Annotated in this window: 19 protein-coding genes; 7 read left to right on the top strand and 12 right to left on the bottom strand. The window is 46.0% G+C overall.

The features are described from left to right. Nucleotides 1-50 precede the first annotated feature (50 nt). The 7 genes from infC to ACZ5NB_RS10845 all read left to right on the top strand — a co-directional run bounded on the left by infC (nt 51) and on the right by ACZ5NB_RS10845 (nt 5612). Nucleotides 51-569 carry a translation initiation factor IF-3 gene (infC, locus tag ACZ5NB_RS10875; protein WP_460234002.1) on the top strand — a complete coding sequence of 173 codons (519 nt, stop codon included), beginning with the start codon at nt 51-53 and terminating at the stop codon, nt 567-569. Nucleotides 570-651: 82 nt separating this feature from the next. After that, nucleotides 652-846, top strand: coding sequence for a 50S ribosomal protein L35 (gene rpmI, locus ACZ5NB_RS10870; protein ID WP_460233639.1), 195 nt, complete (start codon nt 652-654; stop codon nt 844-846). Between the two features lie 30 nt (nt 847-876). Next, nucleotides 877-1233, top strand: a complete 357-nt coding sequence (gene rplT, locus ACZ5NB_RS10865; RefSeq protein ID WP_460233638.1) for a 50S ribosomal protein L20 — start codon at nt 877-879, stop codon at nt 1231-1233. Nucleotides 1234-1463: 230 nt separating this feature from the next. Next, complete coding sequence (gene pheS / locus ACZ5NB_RS10860; RefSeq protein WP_460233637.1) at nt 1464-2492, top strand: phenylalanine--tRNA ligase subunit alpha; 1029 nt, start codon at nt 1464-1466, stop codon at nt 2490-2492. 74 nt (nt 2493-2566) lie between these two features. Then, complete coding sequence (gene pheT / locus ACZ5NB_RS10855) at nt 2567-4942, top strand: phenylalanine--tRNA ligase subunit beta (RefSeq protein WP_460233636.1); 2376 nt, start codon at nt 2567-2569, stop codon at nt 4940-4942. A gap of 27 nt (nt 4943-4969) precedes the next feature. Further along, nucleotides 4970-5275 carry an integration host factor subunit alpha gene (gene ihfA, locus ACZ5NB_RS10850; RefSeq protein ID WP_460233635.1) on the top strand — a complete coding sequence of 102 codons (306 nt, stop codon included), beginning with the start codon at nt 4970-4972 and terminating at the stop codon, nt 5273-5275. Next, the gene (locus tag ACZ5NB_RS10845; protein WP_460233634.1) at nt 5256-5612 is read left to right on the top strand and encodes a MerR family transcriptional regulator; all 357 of its coding nucleotides are present in this window, start codon (nt 5256-5258) and stop codon (nt 5610-5612) included. Before ihfA ends, ACZ5NB_RS10845 begins: the two co-directional genes overlap by 20 nt. A 305-nt stretch (nt 5613-5917) precedes the next feature. Here the strand turns inward: ACZ5NB_RS10845 and ACZ5NB_RS10840 are convergent, their stop codons facing one another. From ACZ5NB_RS10840 to tagH, 12 genes are all read right to left on the bottom strand, one after another. Next, a complete protein-coding gene (locus ACZ5NB_RS10840; protein WP_460233633.1) occupies nt 5918-6277 on the bottom strand; it encodes a hypothetical protein in 360 nt (119 codons plus the stop codon). Between the two features lie 152 nt (nt 6278-6429). Next, a complete protein-coding gene (locus tag ACZ5NB_RS10835; RefSeq protein ID WP_460233632.1) occupies nt 6430-6723 on the bottom strand; it encodes a hypothetical protein in 294 nt (97 codons plus the stop codon). A 225-nt stretch (nt 6724-6948) separates the two neighbouring features. Then, the gene (locus tag ACZ5NB_RS10830; RefSeq protein WP_460233631.1) at nt 6949-7482 is read right to left on the bottom strand and encodes a hypothetical protein; all 534 of its coding nucleotides are present in this window, start codon (nt 7480-7482) and stop codon (nt 6949-6951) included. A gap of 9 nt (nt 7483-7491) precedes the next feature. Next, entirely contained in the window at nt 7492-7962 is a 471-nt protein-coding gene (locus tag ACZ5NB_RS10825) for a hypothetical protein (RefSeq protein WP_460233630.1), read from the bottom strand. A 3-nt stretch (nt 7963-7965) separates the two neighbouring features. Then, complete coding sequence (locus ACZ5NB_RS10820) at nt 7966-9633, bottom strand: hypothetical protein (RefSeq protein ID WP_460233629.1); 1668 nt, start codon at nt 9631-9633, stop codon at nt 7966-7968. 19 nt (nt 9634-9652) lie between these two features. Then, nucleotides 9653-10378 (bottom strand): PP2C family protein-serine/threonine phosphatase, encoded by a 726-nt coding sequence (locus ACZ5NB_RS10815; RefSeq protein WP_460233628.1) that lies wholly within the window; start codon nt 10376-10378, stop codon nt 9653-9655. Nucleotides 10379-10449: 71 nt separating this feature from the next. Next, a complete protein-coding gene (tagF, locus tag ACZ5NB_RS10810; protein WP_460233627.1) occupies nt 10450-11199 on the bottom strand; it encodes a type VI secretion system-associated protein TagF in 750 nt (249 codons plus the stop codon). Continuing rightward, nucleotides 11196-14738, bottom strand: a complete 3543-nt coding sequence (gene tssM / locus ACZ5NB_RS10805; protein ID WP_460233626.1) for a type VI secretion system membrane subunit TssM — start codon at nt 14736-14738, stop codon at nt 11196-11198. The genes tagF and tssM overlap by 4 nt, the downstream gene beginning before the upstream one ends. A 105-nt stretch (nt 14739-14843) precedes the next feature. Beyond that, nucleotides 14844-16280, bottom strand: a complete 1437-nt coding sequence (tssL, locus tag ACZ5NB_RS10800; RefSeq protein WP_460233625.1) for a type VI secretion system protein TssL, long form — start codon at nt 16278-16280, stop codon at nt 14844-14846. A 30-nt stretch (nt 16281-16310) separates the two neighbouring features. After that, nucleotides 16311-17648: a type VI secretion system baseplate subunit TssK gene (tssK, locus tag ACZ5NB_RS10795; RefSeq protein ID WP_460233624.1), complete on the bottom strand. Its 1338-nt coding sequence runs from the start codon at nt 17646-17648 to the stop codon at nt 16311-16313. Between the two features lie 68 nt (nt 17649-17716). Further along, nucleotides 17717-18316 (bottom strand): type VI secretion system lipoprotein TssJ, encoded by a 600-nt coding sequence (gene tssJ, locus ACZ5NB_RS10790; RefSeq protein WP_460233623.1) that lies wholly within the window; start codon nt 18314-18316, stop codon nt 17717-17719. Then, complete coding sequence (tagH, locus tag ACZ5NB_RS10785) at nt 18309-19622, bottom strand: type VI secretion system-associated FHA domain protein TagH (RefSeq protein WP_460233622.1); 1314 nt, start codon at nt 19620-19622, stop codon at nt 18309-18311. Before tagH ends, tssJ begins: the two co-directional genes overlap by 8 nt. Between the last annotated feature and the right edge of the window lie 462 nt (nt 19623-20084).

The raw sequence follows: 20084 nt of genomic DNA, 5'->3' as shown, positions 1-20084 counted from the left end.
TCAAAGAGTTATGGGGCGGCAGAGTATAACCAGCAGAGGAGAACACTGCTATTAAAGTAAAAAAGGCCAGAATTAACGAACAGATTGAAGCTTCCGAAGTACGCCTAATTGGCGCCGACGGAGAACAGGTTGGCATCGTCACGTTGGACGAAGCATTAGACGCAGCAAAGGCGGCATCCCTCGATTTGGTTGAAATCGCCCCAGACGCTAACCCAATCGTGTGTAAAATTCTCGACTACGGGAAACAACTGTTCGAGGCCAAAAAGGCCAAGGCCGCTGCTAAGAAGAAGCAAAAGCAGCAGCAGATTAAAGAAATGAAGTTTCGACCAGGGACGGAAGAGGGAGATTATAAGGTCAAACTACGCAACCTTATACGTTTCCTAGAAAATGGGGATAAAGGCAAAGTATCGCTTCGCTACCGCGGGCGAGAAATGGCTCACCAAGAACTCGGAATGGAAATGATGAAGCGCATCGAAACCGACCTCGAGGAAATTGCGACAGTGGAGCAATATCCAAAGATGGAAGGCCGGCAACTCATCATGGTTCTTGCCCCGAAAAAGAAAAAATAGCCGGGCTATTAGCTGCCTAGGCTATTTTCAACATTAACTTACCCTCAACGTAGTTAACGAGGGCAAATGCGGAGTTATTCTCATGCCAAAAGCTAAAGTACATAGTGGTGCAGCAAAGCGTTTCAAGAAAACTGCTGCCGGCTATAAAGTAAAACGTGCTTACAAGAGCCACATCCTCACTAAAATGACGACCAAGCGTAAGCGTCAGCTTCGCGGTACGACTATTGTTGCCGCTGTCGACAAGCCATCTGTTGATCGCATGTTGCGCGCTAACTAATACCTAACGACATTTTAAGAGGAAAGAATCATGGCCCGTGTAAAACGTGGAGTTCAGGCGCGTCGTCGCCACAAGAAAGTCTTAAAAGCAGCCAAAGGGTATTACGGAGCTCGCTCACGTGTATTCCGCGTTGCTAAACAAGCGGTTATCAAAGCAGGTCAATATGCCTACCGCGATCGCCGTAACAAAAAGCGTAATTTCCGCGCGTTGTGGATTACTCGAATCAATGCACAATCACGCGCTGAAGGTTTAACCTACAGCAAGCTGATCGCTGGTTTGAAAAAATCTAACATCGAGTTGGATCGTCGTGTATTGGCAGACCTTGCTGTTCACGATAAGCCTGCTTTTGCAGCCGTCGTTGCTCAGGCAAAGGCTGCTTTAGGTTAATCCCAACGACTTAATAGCTTCAACATTTGCGTAATTGCAAATGCCTGATGCAACGAAACCCATCCCCGGTTGTGCTAAACAACCAGGCCGATGGGTTTATTTTTATCTGGGGTGTGGAAAGTTAGATTTGCAAGCCGCAATCAAAACATCTCAGACAATGTGTAAAATGATTGTCCGGAAACGGATAAACCTAGGCGAAAAGCCTACTTCAAAGTGAGAAAGAGTTGCTCATGCAAGATCTCGAACCCCTAAAGCAAGAAGCCATCGAAAAAATTGCCGCTGCCGACAGTTTGCAGCAGTTAGATGAGTTGCGCGTAAGTTTCTTAGGTAAAAAAGGTTCTATTACCGGGTTGTTGAAAAACCTCGGAGGCTTATCACCAGAAGAACGGCCAAAAGCCGGTGCAAAAATTAATGAGGTGAAGCAAGAAGTTCAAACGATTTTGAACGAACGCAAACAAGCGCTAGAAACCGAAGCTATTAATGCAAAGCTTGCCTCCGAAACGGTTGATGTGACACTACCGGGGCGCGGCGTCGACTATGGCTCGCTTCATCCCGTGACGCGCGTAGTACAACGCGTTGATGCGTTGTTTACCTCCATGGGTTACACCGTAGAAGAGGGCCCTGAAATCGAAGACGATTACCACAACTTTGAGGCGCTCAATATCCCGGCGCACCATCCCGCGCGCGCAATGCACGATACCTTCTATGTCAATGACAAAGCCGGTGTTGGGAACCTTGTTCTGCGTACGCATACGTCTACCGTGCAAGTGCACACCATGGAAAATAAAAAGCCGCCGATCCGCATTATTTGTCCAGGGCGTGTTTACCGTTGTGATTCCGATTTAACGCACACCCCTATGTTCCACCAAGTCGAAGGGTTAGTGGTTGACGAAGGTGTAAGCTTTGCTGATTTAAAAGGTACGATTGATCAGTTCCTAAAAGCGTTCTTTGAAGCGGACGTGGCAGTACGTTTCCGTCCGTCTTATTTCCCATTTACTGAACCATCTGCCGAAGTCGATGTTCAATGCGCGAGCTGTATGGGCAAAGGCTGTCGCGTGTGTAGCCATACTGGTTGGTTAGAAGTGATGGGTTGCGGCATGGTTCACCCGAATGTATTCCGAAGTTGTGGTATTGATCCGGAAAAATACACAGGCTTCGCTTTTGGCGTGGGCTTGGATCGCTTGGCGATGTTGCGCTACGGCATTAATGATTTGCGTATGTTCTTTGAAAATGACCTGCGCTTTTTGAAACAGTTCTGATATTAAAAATTACTGTTTAACCGTTAAAAAATATTTCAGCGGCTGCGAAAAACGTAGCGCGAGAGGCAAAGTATATGAAATTGAGTGAATCCTGGTTGCGAGAGTGGGTAAGCCCCGACTTGGACACACAAGCATTGGCCGATCAAATCACCATGGCTGGTTTAGAAGTTGATGGTATCGAACCTGTTGCAGGTGAATTCACTGGCGTTATCGTCGGTGAAATTGTGTCGGCAGAACAACACCCCGATGCGGATAAGTTACGCGTGTGCAGTGTTAGTAACGGCAGTAAAACCTTTCAAGTGGTATGTGGTGCGCCAAACGCTCGTGTTGGAATTAAAGTACCATTCGCGACTGTAGGTGCATTGTTACCGGGTAATTTTAAAATCAAAAAGGCGAAACTTCGCGGTGTTGAATCCTTTGGTATGTTGTGTGCACAAACCGAATTAAAAGCTGGTGATGATGATAGTGGTTTGTGGGAGTTACCTGTTGATGCGCCAGCGGGTGCTGATTTACAGGAATACCTCAAATTAAACGATAGAATTATCGAAGTGGATTTAACGCCTAACCGAGGTGACTGTTTAAGTATGCGCGGTATTGCGCGTGAAGTCGGTGTGCTGAATAAACTCGACGTTACCGAACCTCAAATTGCGCCCGTAGCCCCGAGTATTGATGATGCTTTATCAGTAACACTTGAAGCGGCAGAACAATGTCCGCGTTATATCGGTCGTGTGGTTCGTAACGTTGATGTGTCAAAACCAACACCTTTGTGGATGCAAGAGCGTTTGCGTCGCGCAGGTGTTCGTCCCCACGATTGTATCGTCGATATCACTAATTATGTTTTGTTGGAGCAGGGCCAACCGATGCACGCTTTTGACTTAGATAAGTTGAATGGCAGCATTAATGTCCGACTTGCCAAACAAGGCGAAGAAATTACTTTACTCGACGGGCAAGATCTAAAACTAAATGCAGGCACGCTGTTAATTACTGACGAACAAGGACCGGTTGCCGCTGCTGGTGTAATGGGCGGTGAACGTTCCTCGGTGAGTGAAACAACTAAAAATATATTCTTTGAGAGTGCATTTTTCTCGCAATTAGCATTAGCCGGGCAGGCGCGTAGTTATGGTTTGCATACTGATGCCTCCCATCGTTACGAGCGTGGGGTCGATTACGAATTACCCGTGCAGGCCATGGAGCGCGCTACGCAGCTGTTACTTGAAATTGCAGGCGGCGAAGCGGGACCATTAACGGTCGCAGAATCCGCTGAGCATATTCCAAGTGCGGCGACAGTGACTTTACGCCGTGCACGAATCCTAAGTGGTTTAGGGTTCACAATGGACGATGCCGAAGTGGTAGAAATTCTTACCCGCCTTGGCCTAACGGTGACTAAGACTAATGAAGATGGTTGGGAATTGGCCGTACCGTCCTACCGTTTTGATATTTCAATTGAAGAAGATTTGCTCGAAGAGCTTGCGCGTATATACGGCTATAACCGGTTGCCTACCAAAATTGCGCCGATGGATATCGCCATGGCGGAGCAAATTGAATCCAATTTGCCACTGAATAAATTTAAGCAGGCTTTAGTCGCTCGCGATTATCATGAAGCAATTAGTTACAGCTTTATTTCTGAGCAACTCAATCAATTGTTCAACCCTGAAAGCGAGCCTGTCAAACTGATCAACCCAATCAGTGCGGAGTTGTCGATTATGCGTGCCTCGTTGATTCCTGGCTTGGTTAACGCCACGATGCACAACCTTAATCGCCAACAAGGGCGCATTCGTCTTTTTGAGACGGGGATGCGATTCGTCCAGCAGGGTGATGAAATACTGCAAGAGCCCATGCTGGCTGGTCTAATTACAGGCTCAAGAGTTGATGAAAACTGGGCCTCGGAGAGTACCTCTGTCGACTTCTTTGACCTCAAAGGGGACGTGGAAGCTCTACTACAGGCCACGGGAGAGCCAGAAAGCTATCAATTTAAAGCTGGTAGCCACCCAGCGTTGCACCCCGGCCAAACGGCCGAGATTATCAAAAATGACCAGGTTGTAGGCGTGGTGGGGGCTTTACACCCTCAGGCCGCCAAGGAATTGGATATAAATCAGGCGGTTTTCGTGTTTGAAATCACTCAATCTGACCTACTAGTCGGGAAAGTACCTGATTTCGCCGAAATCAGTAAATTTCCGGAAGTTCGTCGTGATATAGCGGTGTTGGTCGACAAAAAGGTGCAGTCAGATACGCTACTCGCTACAGTCGAAAAAGCAGCTGGATCGTCCCTTTCAAACTTAAAGGTGTTTGACCTATATGTGGGCAAAGGTATTGATCCGCAAAGAAAAAGTGTCGCGCTGGGCTTGACCTTTCAGGACCCTTCACGCACTCTTACCGAATCGGAAATCAACGCTTCGATGGATGCTGTCATCCAGCAATTGAAGCAGGAGCTTGATGCCGACCTACGGTAAACCTGTAATCGGAAAAGGGCATGTTTTATGTCTGGGGCGCTGACCAAAGCAGACTTAGCGGAAAAACTCTACGAAGAGCTTGGCCTCAATAAGCGAGAAGCCAAAGAGCTAGTAGAGCTATTTTTTGAAGAGATTCGCCACTCGCTGGAAAGCAACGAGCAGGTCAAATTGTCGGGTTTTGGCAACTTTGACCTCCGTGACAAAAGCCAGCGACCAGGGCGTAACCCCAAAACCGGTGAAGAGATTCCCATTACTGCTCGGCGTGTAGTGACATTCCGACCAGGCCAGAAGTTGAAAGCTAGAGTAGAGGCGTATGCTGGAACCAACCAATAACGACGAATTGCCGGTAATCCCGGGGAAGCGTTATTTTACGATCGGTGAAGTCAGCGAATTATGCGCTGTTAAACCGCACGTATTGCGTTATTGGGAGCAAGAATTCCCCCAGCTTAAGCCAGTTAAGCGCCGTGGTAATCGCCGCTACTACCAACGCCAGGATGTTCTTACCATCCGCCAAATCCGTGCATTGCTATACGATCAAGGCTTCACCATCGGTGGTGCCCGCCAGCAAATGAGTGGTGAAGGTGCCCAATCTGAAGAGCCGCAGTTTAATCAGCTAGTAGGGCAGATGATTACTGAGCTTGAAGAAGTGTTGCGAGTGTTGAAGCTTTAGGGCAGTTACCGCGTTAAACGTTAATTCTTGAACCCCACCATTCGGTGGGGTTTTTCGTTTAAGCGCTTTTATACTTTTCTTTGTTCAGTTATCTCGATTTTGTCGTGACGCTGAGAAGGCATTTGCGGGTTCATTTAACCCGCCTGAAATCTCTTTTTACAAAAAGCCCGTTTGCGGATGAGACAAAGTATGACCTTAGCCCTTTAATTAATATTCTTTCACATGTGTCACTATTCATGTTTGGGGTGTAGCTGTTTTAGTTGTTTCAAAATCAAACTCTTATGCGTTAAGAAAAATAGTGGTAGCTAATTATCTTTAGTAAAAAGTGCCTCTAATTGACAGATGAATCTACCGGGCTGAAACTCTCCCATTGAGAAGATGGAAAAGTCATCTGTATCGTCGATCTTTTGATAGAAAAGCTCTAAACCTTTCTTAGCCCCCAGATAAATAGGAGTGCCATCGAAGTCAGCGATTTTAAAACCAAGTTGCTTACTTACTTGAGCTGCAGCTCCTTTAGAGTGTTCGCTATCGAGTTCTGCAATGGGCTCAAGGTCTTGAGGTCTACAAGATAGGGACCGAGTAGAAATCGTATATCGAAAAAAATTTATCGCGAGATTCTCTTCTCCGTCTATTAACTTTATGCGTTTCAACTCTAATAATTGCATACTAGATCTCTTCCTGAAAACCATTACTAATTAGATCTTCTAAATATTGGTCTCACATTAGGCTTGTTTCCCATGAGTTAGATTTGCTCACCTGGCTTTAAATATTTTATTAGCTTATTCTCATCAATTGGCCCAGTTATTTCTTCGTCGAGTTATTCGTCGTCTTTCCACCAACTAATTATTGTGTCTACAATATTTCCGGTGGTCACTCGATTTCTTTTCAAAAGTGAAAAGTATGTTTTCTTTGTGTGAGGATCTAGAGTATCCATGAATGACTCTCTAATACCATCCATGCTCTTACTAAGCCCTTTAAAATCAGCTGCGAGTGAACGAATGGCGCTGAGATCTCCTTGCTTGGCTTTATCTATGGCGATTTGAGCGGACTGACGCATTCTAAGAAAATTAGGTTTTACTTTTTCGTCCCATAATTTTTCGTCGATGTCCATGTCTCGATTAGGCGTAATGGTTTTTTGTTTCTTAACTTTTTTGTATTGATCTAAGGCAGAAAGAGAGTGGTCGATGAAAAGTTGATATGTGTTATTAAAACCCTCTAAGTATTCGATAGATTAAAACTTTCGTTTTAGAAGTTGTATTTTGATATATTCATTCATGAATTTTGAGTATCACTCTTCTCTCGCAAAGAGTTGTTAGTCGAGTCTGTCAATAGAGTACTATGGTGTTTCCCCGGACTTTAGGTGCTTTAATAGTTTTTTTTCTTCGATAGGTCCGGTTATATTTTCATCGAGTATTGAGGAGTCTTTCCACCAATTGTTAATGGTCTTTTCAATATTTCGAGCTGATCGAGTGGTGTTTTTCCATTGCTGGAAATATATTTTCTTTATCGATGCGTCTAGAGCTTCCATGAATGACTCTCTAATTCCATCCATGTTTTTACTAAGCCCTCGGAAATCTCCAGCTAATCGGTCGAGATAATCCAAGTTGTTTTTCTTGTATTCAGCAAGGGCAGTCTGGGAAGCGTTTTGCATTGAAAGAAAGTTTGGCTTTACCTTTTTATCCCACAACTCTTCGTCAATATCCCAATCTTTATTGGTGCTTAGAGACGTGCTTGCTTTTAATTTCTTGTAGCTGTCAAGCGCTCGAAGAGAATGTTCGATGAAATCCTGATAGCTATTGATGAACTCCAGGATGTATTCCTCGGAAATAAAATATTGCTTTAGCAATTGTATTTTTGTTGACTCTTTCAAATTGGCAACTTAAGTTATTTTCTGTTCTCGAAATTTCAGGCAGAATGCGTTGAAGGTCAGGTCAGAAGACTTTTTGCTATCGCCTCTAGGTGTTGTTTCGGTTATTTTTTTTCGATCAGAAATGTCGTATTTGTTGTCCCGTATAAAAAACAAACTATCGATAAACTCTGACTTTAGGGCGAAAGTGAATTGGCTATAGTTTTCCCTAAAATTATAGCCAATTTTGGCGTCGCCAAAATTAGCTTCTATTTCCTGTAATGAAAAATCTAAATTGTCACAATAAAAGCTGATTTCACGTACCCCAGTCGCTGACTTGAAAACAATAAAATGTGTGATCCGTTGATCGATGGGTGAATACTTTAGAACATCCGCCGCTATGGTTTCCTTTATCGTTCCCAAGGCAGCCACGAAATCGATTTTTTTCGAAAAAGAGGTATCAACGGTGGCGATAGTCTCCTTAATTAGATCTATATTGCTCATTCTTTATTTAATAACCTCGATATTAGTGGTTACTGCGTTGGGATTGAATAGTTGGGTTTCCCCACCTTTAAAAATTTGGTCAGATCCATTCCAGTCTTCAATGTTGGCAGCTGCACTCTGCAGAAAGTCCGCTGGTTCATCTAACTCTAGTTCAATCATTCGCCTTCCATCGATTTCAAAACCTAGTCCGTTCGGATCAATTTTCTCACTACTATAGTAGTATGAGCCTACTTTGGGGTGGCCAGTTGTACGATCTAAGTAGGAATACTGATACAGCTTATCGCCTTTTTCAAATTTCACCACTTCTACAGGTTGATCAAAATCAATGCCTCGCAAGTGGCTGTCGTAGTCCTTATATCCAGCCTCCGCGTAGTACTTATCTGCCGAATCAAAGCGCGCTTTCTTTTCAGGGGGCCAGGTTTTGGCCGCTTCCCTTATATTTTGTGGATTAGTTTTTAACGGCGGCGGATCTTTCGGTGCCCCATCAGGCTTTTTATCTTTCTTCTTCGCGTAATCCGGCACATCAACATCAGGTGCCGGCTTGTGCTCGATTTTAAGTTCCCGCTTGTCTAGCACTTTAGCTAAATCCACCATCAAATCAATAGCGCGTTGGGTGAAGGGGCCTATGCGCTTGGCGGTATTGCTGGCTTTTACTGCTTTGTTTGTGGTTGATGCTGCTTGGGCGGTGCGTCTTGCTGCGTTGGCGGCGCCTGCGGTGGCGAGCGCTAGCAGTACTTCGATACCTATTTCAAAGACTAGGCGGAGCATTAACGTGCGGCTGTCGCGGTAGGGGACGCTTTGGTAGAGGCTGTCTAGGTAGTCGTAGATGAGTTCGCGTGTGATGCGGTCGCTCATTAATTCGTCGAACACCTTCATGCCTTCTTTGGCTTTGTCGACGAGTTTTTGAGCAGAATCGACGCTTTCGTCGAGCCAGATGCCGACTGCTTCGAGGTCTTTGCGGATTGCGTCGAAATCGCCGGTAACCGCGTTGTGAAGCGTATTAAGGTAGGCCGCTTGGAGTTTGATATAGGTTTTGGCGCCTTCGTAGGCGATCTCTACGACAAAGCAACCGATGTCCCAGATACCGACGACGAAATCACCCACCGTATCTACCGCTTCTGCGCCGACATCGTATGCTTCGATAGCTTCGCGCCAGATGACGAAGTTATTCCAGTGTTCTAAATCTTCGGCGTCTTTTTTTGTCCAGCGTGCAACGATGTCTTGCCCGAGTTCGTTTGCCAGGGCGTAGCGCCTTGCAACGACTGGGTTTTCAATTTGTTGGTCGATACTTTCGTTACTGGCATAGAGAGAATCGTAAGGATCGGTCAACCGAAGAAATTTATCGTCGGCGAGGCGGAACACTTTAATTTGCCCGGAAAGGACCAGGTGTTCGACATCATTACGAAGGGTGAAGTCGAAGTAGTGATCGGGTAAGTCACCATGGTGCAGGCGGTAGATGTCATCCAGCATGCTGCGGTCAAGGTAGTTGGTAATACCTTCAAGTTCGCTACTGCTGCTGAGTAAGTCGCCGCTGAAACCCTCGCGTTTTAACATCATCCAGTAAGAAGGCTGGTAGGTATTTTTTGCGAACAGCCAGCAGCTGCCAAGTATTCGAAAGCCTATGATCTCCGATGATATACCGGGAGGAATAGGAATTTTGGTTGAGTCCATGTGTGCTCGGTATCCTTGCTTATAAGCTCACGATCACGCTGCTTAAATTATCAGGCGCGCCTGCTTCAATCGCACCAGTCAGAAATTGCTGATTAATTTCGTCAATATTGTGATAACTGACCATTTGGGCCAGTTCTTGATCGGAATAGACTTTCGTTAAGCCGTCCGTACAGAGTAAAAACCGATCACCTTCATAAATAAGGTCACTCACGTAATCGACGTAGGCTTTGGGAAAAACACCTACCGCTTGTGTTAATGTGTTGGCGGTTCGCATATCAAGTGCGGCGGCTTCATTCGTCAAACCTTGCGCTATTAATTCTTCCGCTTCAGTGTGATCAGTGGTAATGGCCTGAAGCTCGCCTTCACGGGACAAATAACAACGGCTATCACCTGTCCAGTAACAGTGGTAGTGATCGCCCTCTAACAGCAGTACAACAACGGTTGTGCCAATAATCGCTTCATCTGATTGAGAGTGCGCGTAATCAAGTAATTCACTGTTCGCCCGTTGAATGACGTTGGGAATTTCGTTGATTAATTCGTGGCCTTTGTAATGTTGTGCAGCATCATAAAGATGGCTCACGATACAACGGCTCGCATAATCGCCAGCATCGTGCCCGCCCATGCCATCGGCAACCGCCCAAATACCTGAAGTCGGAATCGTAATGAGTGCGTCTTCATTGTGGTGTCTAACGCAACCGGTGTGCGTCATGCTGCTAGTGCTGGTACCGCCTGCAATTATTGCCATGCGTAATACATTCCTTCGCCAAAACCGTATTGTAAAGCCAGTGCTAATTATTAAGTTTCATTTAAGCAACGTTATTCGGTAGGGGTTTTATTGTCTTTGCTTAAGATGGCTTCCTTGTTCCATCCCCATTGCATCCAGTTTCCATCAAGCATTGCAGCGAATTGACCAGCGTCTGGTAGCTGGCTACTCACCAAGAGTGATGACGGAATAAATTCTGAGCCCTCCGTCCACCACAAGCTGTAATTTCCATAGATGCGTTGATGGGCTGCGGCGAGAAGATCCAGTGTTAAATCTTCGGCTGTTTGATCTTGTTTAACGTCGATAACCGCATTATCTCGTGGCTGTTGATGCGCTAAATTCGTCACGTAGTGTTGGAGTGGAGGAAATTCTGGTAACGCCAATTGTTCAAAACGGCCGACAAACTGTGTGTAACCAATGGCGTCATCGAGTGCGAGCAGCGCAACTTTTTCAACCTGTTGGTACCACTCTGCGCCATCTCGATAAGCGGACCAAGGGTGGTGATCGGCCAGGTGGGCAACTGTTAAAGGAAAGTATCGACCCACTTCATCAACGCTCGGGATCATTACACCAACAACGGCCTTGTCTGTAATAACGTTGGGCATAATGGCAAAGCGCCATACAGGGCTGGTGAGATAGTAATCCATCCAGTCCGGGCCTAACTGTTCGCGGCTAACGCTCAAGCAGGCTTGTAACCAATGATGCCAGTGTTCCGTAAAACCTTCTGGAAAAAAATGGCTGACGAAATCGCCTTGTTGCGGCAGTTTTCCAAACAAACCGCACATATCGTTCTGTTCGATCATAATCGCTCAGGTAGAGAAAAGTATTTGATATCGTTACTGGTAAATGGGTTGTAGGTACGCGCCGGTTTTAATTCGTGCTGTGCCGATATCCCATTTAATTCAAATGTCACTAGCAGGCTGTCGCCTTCATTTTTCGGGGCGAGCTGTGCATATTGATCGAGCAATCGGAACCAACTCCATTCGCCGTCCGTCCGCGCGCTCATTGGTGTGCCTCGGCTTGCTAGGTTAAATACAATTTTCGATTGATTCGTCACATCGCCCGGCCAAGTTAATGCAATGGTTCGTACTGGGCCGTGATTGTATGTCGCGCTATTTCCGCCCGTTTCGAGAATGAAGCCGCTGGCCACTTGTTCTAACGCGTGAGGCTTTACAGTGAAATCTACCGATGGTCCTTCGGTTGAATCTCCGAAGTAGGCTTTTTTAATTCGCTGAGCTCGTTCAAACATTGCAAGCGTGTTAGAGCTTAGGCCAATATTTTTTTGCCACCGCCAAGGTGTGGTGGTGGTGTCCGCGAAGGGTTCAACGTAGCTGACGTAGTAGCTATCGAGTAATCCTCCAGGGCCGAAGAACGTCGTGAAGTCGGCGAGTTTAATATCGCGAATGCTTTTTGGTAGAAGAGGGTAGCGGCCTTGTATCGCACGCTCGTAGAACGAGTAGATCTCTGTCCGCCATACATTGTTCATGTGGCTTTGCGTAGCAACGGCAGTGACTTGATTGGTATCGCGCGCGATAGAATCGAACCAGGTATTTAACGGGCTTGGTACTTCGAGCATGGCGCGTTTTAGCCCAGCTAGCGCATTGTTGCTACCGCTATCGTTGGCATTGGTTTCGAACGCCGCTTGGTTGAGGTTACCCGAGTAGGCTAACGACTGGAAATACTGATCAAGCCCCTCGAGAGTTTGTTGCAGGTTATGTAGCGGTAAACCTTCCCCTGCATTGATGAAGGTGTTCACCTCTTCAAAGTATTCGGAGATTTCTTGGCCAGGTAAAGAAGCACCTTGTGAAAGAACAGATTTAGGGACCAGTCGTTCCAGTCTTCCTTTTTGACTGCTAGCAAATTCTTCTGCGAGTTCATTAGCCGCTTGTTTAGTGTCGTCGCTGATGGCAGGAATCTCGCTTAATGCCGTATGTTGACGAACTTCATTCAAGAATTTAATTAAGGGTTTTTCTGAGCTAGCAAGTAGACGTGCGACCGTTTGCCCTCTATTAACGGTGGCGAAGGATTGGATGGCTAGATCATTAAGATAGCTATCCCAGCGTGTTTGGTACTCAGCAAAATAATACTCATTAACCTTTGCTTTGATTTGGGCGATGCGTTCTTCGTCTAACGTTTCCGCTAAGCTATCTCCGTAAATCCACTGTTCATCGGCGAGTTGTTGAGCGAGCTTGTTGTGTTGCAGATTAAAACCGGTGTGGAACCCAGAGTAGGTGAACAGTTCTGGAATACCTTCGTCGAGAGGTCTTCCGCTGCGGCGGTAAAAGATAACTTCAGACTTTTTACCCAATACTTGCTGAACCGAGAACTGGCCTTCGTTATCGCTAAAGTAATCATTCTTGAGGCGACGATAAATACGCAAATCAAGTGGCGTGTTGATCAGTATTTCACGTGCAGACGCGACTTTCGTTTCGTTAATGGGCGCAGGTGATACCTGTTCATCTAATGCAACGTTGAGGTGCTCATTGAGTGTGTCAATGAGTGGTCTATCGGACTGTCTAGGTAGAGCGCGGTCCCACAAAATATTCACCCAGAGCGTGAATGATTCACGATCCATGTGTTCGGGGTAATAGAGCATCAAATAGAATTTGAGAGACTCGTAAAGCAATTCGTCGTCATTGCGGGCTAGGTCGACATGGTTGAGAAGCAATTTGCTAAGGTCAGCCATGAAAAAAGATTCGAGTGCGCGCAGGTATGTCGAATCCGCAACAGCGCCCAATTTCTCCCCTTGATAAAGCCCAAAGCCTTGTGCGCTAGGGTGTTCGGTTTCATCGACTAAGTACCCAGTTGGCATATCACGTAATTCGTTTAAACCATTGGCAAGCATTAACCAGTTGTGTGGCTCTTCGAGGCCACCATTAGTCACTTGCCGATAATCTTCTGTATCTTGCTCTAACTGGCTGATGTAAGAGAGGTTGAGATTTTTACTATGGTGCCAAGCGTAAAGACTGAGGCCAAACCCGATGGACGATAACACCAGTATGCTGGTGTATATCCAGCGATAGCGCATGCGCAATCGCGCGGATAGCGAAGCAAGGTTGGCTTCAGCAAAGACGACGTCTTTAAGCAAACGATGTACAAAAAACGACTTTGACTCACTTGCGCTGACATCAACAGGTTTGCTGACATAGTCGGTGGGCAAAATGCCTTTCACCCAGCGGGATGTCATGTGATCTTGTGTGCTACTCAAAAAGTAGGTGCCGCGCCATAGAATCGGGGCTTCGAACTGGTTGGGTGTAAATATTTGTTGCAAGAAACCCTTTAGCTCTTTGCGCAACCCGACCATTTGCCGTGGGAATTCGTAGATTAGCGCACGCTTTTTCGGGTTGGCTTCACTGCTCAACCGTTGTAATACACGTTCATTCAGTTGCTGCGAGAGCGCGGTGTAGGAGTCGCTAAATTGGTCGATGAAGTCCGTCACCATGCCTGGCTTGGCTTCGGGGAATGTAAAGCCAAGAATCTGATCGCGGTCTTCTTGGTCGAGATCGGCAAAGAAACTATTAAAGCCGGCAATGGTATCCAGCTTAGTGAAAATAACGTACACCGGTAATTCCATACCGAGATGATTATTTAATTCTTGAATACGTTGCTTAATGGCAACCGCTTGAAATGATTTCTGGGTCGCTGTTTTATTGATGATCTCGTCGATACTGATTGTAACGATAACGCCATTCAATGGGCGCTTAGGACGGACCTTTTTCAAACGCCCCAAGAAGCCAAGCCAGGCAGCTGTTTCAATTTTTTTGGGGTTATCTTGCGTGGTGTAACGGCCGGCTGTATCAATTAAGATGGCTTCGTTGGTAAACCACCAATCACAATAACGGGTACCCCCAGCGCCTTGGATAGGTTGTTCACCCATTTGCTCGGCCAGAGGGAAGTGCAAACCAGAATTTTTTAGTGCAGTGGTTTTTCCAGAACCCGGGGCACCAATGACCATATACCAGGGCAAGGCGTAGAGTTTGCCTGATTTGCCAAAGTTCGATGCTTGCAGCATCGAGATCGCATCTTTAAGGCGCTTGGTTAAAATCTTTTCGTCGGGATTCGCTTTTTCTGCGGCAGGGCCAGATTGAATGGAATCTTCCATTAAGCTTTCGGCGACTTGTTTTTCGTTTTTTTGCTCTTTTACTTGGCGACGTAAATTGTTGAGGCCCCAGGCAACGAGGATCACAAAAATAATACAGACGCGGACTAAATCACTGGCCAGTGGTTTGAAATCGGCGATTGCGATCAGTGGGCCGACAAACCAAATGATTAATGCCAGCAATATGATACCCAGAAGGCTTAAGAACCAACCTTGGGTAATAAAATCTATAAACCGTCTCACTCCCTGGACTCCATCATAGTGTTACGTGTACTTCGTTTAAATGCCTAGCTATGTAAATAACTAGCTCTGTAAATGACTAGTTATGTAAATACTTAGCCATGTTTATTATTTGGTAGACGCTAGCTCGGGTGATACTTCAACTGATCTTCCCTTCGGGTAATACACGTCGATGACTACGCGTCGGTTTCTGGCTCGTCCTTCGGGTGTTTCATTTGATGCGACGGGCTCATTTTCGCCGCGACCTTCTGGTAGTAATCGACCCTCCAATTGCGCTATACGATCCATGTACTGCACCACAGCACTAGCGCGTGCTAATGAGAGGTGCCAATTGGAAGGATAGCGAGGAGAACGAATGGCTTGGTCATCCGTATGGCCGGATACAACGATTCGACCTTCAATGGATTCAAGCGCTTTGGCTATCTTGTCGAGAACTGGTTCGTAGGGGACTTTAATATCGGTACTGCCGGACGAAAACAGTTCTGCGGCGTGTAGCACGATTGCCGTATGGGTGGTGTAATCATCAACACTTAAAATGCCGCGCTTAATTTCAGGGCCTAGCAAATTTCTAAGTGCGATAAATTCATCGCGCTGGGCATTGCTGGGTAAGCGGGCTTTTTCTTTAATAGGAATTAATCCCGCTAGGCGTTGTGCGGTGGTGTCAGACTGTTTATTCAGTTGAATCAATTGATAGCTGTAGACACCAAAAGCGCCAAGAATAAGGGAAGCAACAAAGAGCCAGGCAGGCCAGAAGCTGTGTAGCCTATTGGTGTGCTGCGCTGCTTTATTGACTTGAGGTGATAAGGTTTTTTTGTAGCGATCACGACTGCGTGTGAGTACTTCGTACAGCTGTGATCGAATATATTCGATTTTTACTGCACCTTGCGAATCGACCCGCATTTTTCCCATAAAACCGAGTGATAGAGCGAGGTAAATAATTTCAATGAGGTCGATGTATTTCGCGGGCAAGGATAGGCATTCATCCAAAATGCTATAAAACTTTTCGCCACCGTAGGTTTCTTTGTGGAACACACTGAGCATGGGTTTTTGACTCCACATGCTGTGTTCGCCCCAGTGGGTGTTGAGTACGGTTTCGTCGATCAGCGCGCACAACACATACGAGCTTGGCTTACGTAGCGTAGCGTCATCAGTGATTTGATTGCACTCTCGCTCGAATTGGGCAATAAGTTGGCTGATATAATTGTGAACAGCAACGATATCAATCTTACCTTCGAGTTGGCGAAGTTGTGTCGCGACCGAAAGAATCGGTGTTGCTGCATCGACTAGAGGACTCTGTTTCAAGCCATCTGGCGTATTGGGAATTTGTAAATTCAGAGGTCCCGATCGCGGACGGCCGCTACCACCTGCTCGGGGTTTAATTACCGTCGAATCGTCATTCGCTAAGCCGCTTGCTGGTGATCGAGCGACCCGCCCGCCAGGGCGGGGGCGTGGTTTAATCACCGTTTGATCGGCATCACCGCCTGGCGCTAGACCTCGAGATTTTCCCGGGCGTGGCTTAATTATTGTATTGTCGTCGTTATCCATGAAGACTTTTCCTATACTGTTCCGTTACGCCTACTGTCGAATAGCCCAGAATTCAAGCGTGATATCCTGCAAGTCTCCAGCGATGTGAAAGGCAAAAGCAGCCGAATTTTTAAGTGATTGCCACTGTTCGCTTTGGCTGCTGAGCTCGAAATAGACAAACCCAGCGTGATAGGAAATTTCCCTTGGCGCAACAGGCAGGGCGCTTAATGTAATACCAGTAAGCTGATTGTTCACTAGATCACGAATGGTATCGACCGAACCAATCTTAATATGATCAGGTAGATAGCGGCTAAGTTGGTCGGTGGACATTTCAGCGCGCACCGCCAAGATAAAACGACTATTATTCAGTAAGCTTCGGTCTGTGATACGGGAGACGTGCACACCGTACTGGCGTTTCTCTACAGGCAGAGGAATAGCCGTTTGTTCTAGTACCACACTTAATTGTTTACTCAGTGAAGTCATAATTGGCTTGAATGAATTCACTAAATCGTTATGTTGGTAGCGAGAAGAATCAATCGGGCGTTTGGTTTTGGTTGTAAACGTAGCCAGCTCCCCTGATAGGCTCACAAGTTCGCGGTACAGGGTTTCGGGATGTAGTTGCTGTTGTTGGCTAAGGTGTTTTAGGCGAGGTTGATAGCCGTTAATTAATTGCAGCAGCATAAAGTCTGCGATCGCCGCGGCACTACCTTCTTGAGTGGATGCGGTAAAACGTTGAGCAAGCGCATCACCACGTTGACCAAGCATTCCTAGCGTGTCGTTTAAGTAGCCGGATAATTGACGGTTAGCAGAAATAGATAGCACTGGTGGGATGTAGTGCTTATCGAGAATAACTGCGCCTTCCTGAGTGACTTCCTGAATGCGGGCGAAGGGAAGTGCAGTAAAACCACCTAGCTCTTCTGATTCCAAACCGATTCGAAATTGCAAAGTCGCACTTTCGATGGTTTCGCTATTAATGTTTTCCGAACAATAATCGAAAATTTCCAGTTCCTGCAGGCGGTAGCGCGCAATATTATCGCTGGCTTGATTGGTTTCGATATATTTACTGCCGGGCTGATAGATTGGAAGAATCAGGTAAACCAATTCATTTTTGACTTGCTGGCCAACTTCTTTGGGGGCCGGGAGTAGTGCCTGTTGCGGTAGGTTGAAGGGGCAGCCATCAGGCATAATGCCGGATGCTTCGGTGACGCCAATTCGTTTATCCGATAATAATGATTCGTCGAGCTGAATCCGTTTGAAGCCCCAAACAAACTCTCTGATCGCTGCAGCACGTTGCTCGATAACAGATTCAATATATCGCTCTTGTTGTTGAAAATGGTGTGGGAAGAGGTATTGGCTCTCCATCCAGGCGATTTTATTAGTCTTCAACATACGTGTTTCCTAGGGTAATAACTTCTCTACAAGCGCAACTAATTGTTAATTTTCTATACCGTTAAACATTATTTACCGCGTAGACGGTCGATATTGCTTTTACTGCGTTGTGCGCTAGAGGTTGTGTCTTCAATGCGTTTAATGGTGTCGGCTGGATCCGTCTCGCTGACCGATGAACTATTCGTTTTCTTCACAATGGCCTTTATCGCATTTTCATCGAGATAAAAAGCGTGTTGGTAGTACCCCGTGTCTTTGACTTTGTAAGCATGTTTCCATTTTGCGCTGTCGATATCGCGGTAACCGGCTAAAATAGCAATGTAGCTTGCGCCGGGCTGCAACTGCACTTTGTATTCGAGTTTTTCAGAGGGCTGGAGAATAAAATCACCGGAAGAGAGCAACTGATCGCTCAGAAGTGCGTCACTCTGATAAAAAAGCTTTTCAAAGTCGAGGTTGTCAAACGTCGCTCTATCTGAAAGCTCGAAAATTTTCACTTGAATAGGCGAGGGGCGTTCGTTGCCATCAGGGTTCACTGAATCGCTAGCCGTAATTTCGATGTTATCGTAGGGCGAAACAATCATGTTGCTAACCGCACAAGCTTTGAGTAGCGGAAATAGCAAAATAAACAGCATCAAATTGAAATTAGCAGGCTTGAACCAATTGTTAGCCATCAATTCTATCCCGGGTACGTTTCGCGTGGGAAAGCAAGAATTTATATTCAAACTGTTTACGAATAGCGGTGTTTAAGCCGTTACAAATACGGCTCCAATGGGATCGGTAGAATGCCCATTTCTTAGCATTACCTGTTAGCTTCTCGCTTAGGCCAGAAAAGCCTTCGTTACTTGGTTTACCTTGCGATTGCTGGTAAGCCTCTTCAATTGCGGCGGGCGACAGTCCTTCCTTGAGCTTCTCCGTGGCATAGTGAATACCAGCAACGATATCGCGCTGATCTTCCATGAGATATTTGTAAGTTAACGCAATTCGCGCGGGTAGTTGTTTTTGACCAGAGGAGTGATTGTCCAACAGCATTTTAGCTAGTTGATTGCCATTCTCTAAGCCTTCGAAGCCGTCGGCTTCGGCCTGTCGTTCTAGGCTGATCTCATCCAGACTTAAACTACACTTAGTCTCTTGTACAAATTTTCGGTTGTTGACGAGGCCGTTTAACGTCACACGTAACGTTTGACCGAGTAGTAACATTGTTTCAGGTGTTAACTCTTCACTGGATACATCGTCGCAGCCCAACCCCTGTAATAGTTTTGAGAGCATTGCCTTGTCATTCGAAAAGCTTAGTGGGCGATCTTGTGCTGTAGTCTGTAGCGGTTGCTGTATTGGCGGTACCGGAGGAGGAGACGTGGGTTCTGCAGGTGCTGCTTCGATATCCAAATCCCAGTTATCAGGGATAAAGCTTTGGGGCGGTTTAAAGCTATCGGAAGTATCGCCAATATCAATTTTCACTTTCTCGATACTGGGCGGGCCGCCAAATGGATTATTGCCATCGTCTAGAAAGACATCGGTGAGTGAGCTTTTGCGTTTGGTATGGAGATGCGTGACTTTGCTATGCGACTGTTTAGTCGGGTTGCTTGTAGCTGGTTTCATCTTTTGTGTGCGTTCAGTAGCAGGCGATTCATTAACGGCGCGCGCTTGCACTTCGCTGTTTTCTGCGATCGATAATCCGATTGAAAAATCACCTATGCGAATATGATCGCCATCTACGACTTTATACGTATTTCCTTGGCCTAGAGGTTCAGACTGGTTGTTAATAAATACGCCATTCGCGCTCATATCTTCGATGTAAAACGCGTCACTCTCTACAAACACTTTAGCGTGTTGTCGCGAAATAGCTTTTTCGGGGCAGGGTAAAAATAAATCACAGCTGGGCTCGCGGCCTAAAAAGCCACCGGCCTCTGAGAAAACTTTGGTTTGCTTAAAGTTTGAGCCAGAATTCTGTAAATGGCTTACCTGTAGCTCTAGCTTCATGCTTGGCCCCCGATAAGAAAGGTGCAAAGTGACGACGAAAAACCTGCAGTACATAGCGGTTGTTGAACGGAAGGATCGTGTTTGCTATGGGAATGACTGTGATTGGTGGTCTGATCCGTCATGATACCTCTGACTAATCCGTTGAGTCTTGAGAAGGTTTGAATTATCTCGCATTAGGAGTTAGAAAAACTCGATAATGATCTCATGATAATTTCGTAGTTTGCGCTTAAGCCCTTTACTTCCATATAAAAAACGCAAAAACCGAGTGGCAAAGATGCGCTAACTGTTCGTGTTAGTTGTTGAGCGCGCGAATGTATCACGAAATAAAAAAACGGTTCTAGTGGCTAACCAATTTAATTGCGACATTTTTCACAAAACAAATTTTCAAAACAAAATCTCATTGTATTTATTTTCGACGATTAATATTGTCAGCTAAAGCCATCGCATTTTGTTTTTGTGTGT

The organism is Aurantivibrio plasticivorans (assembly GCF_055392955.1).
This window is presented reverse-complemented; position numbering and strand designations above follow the sequence as displayed.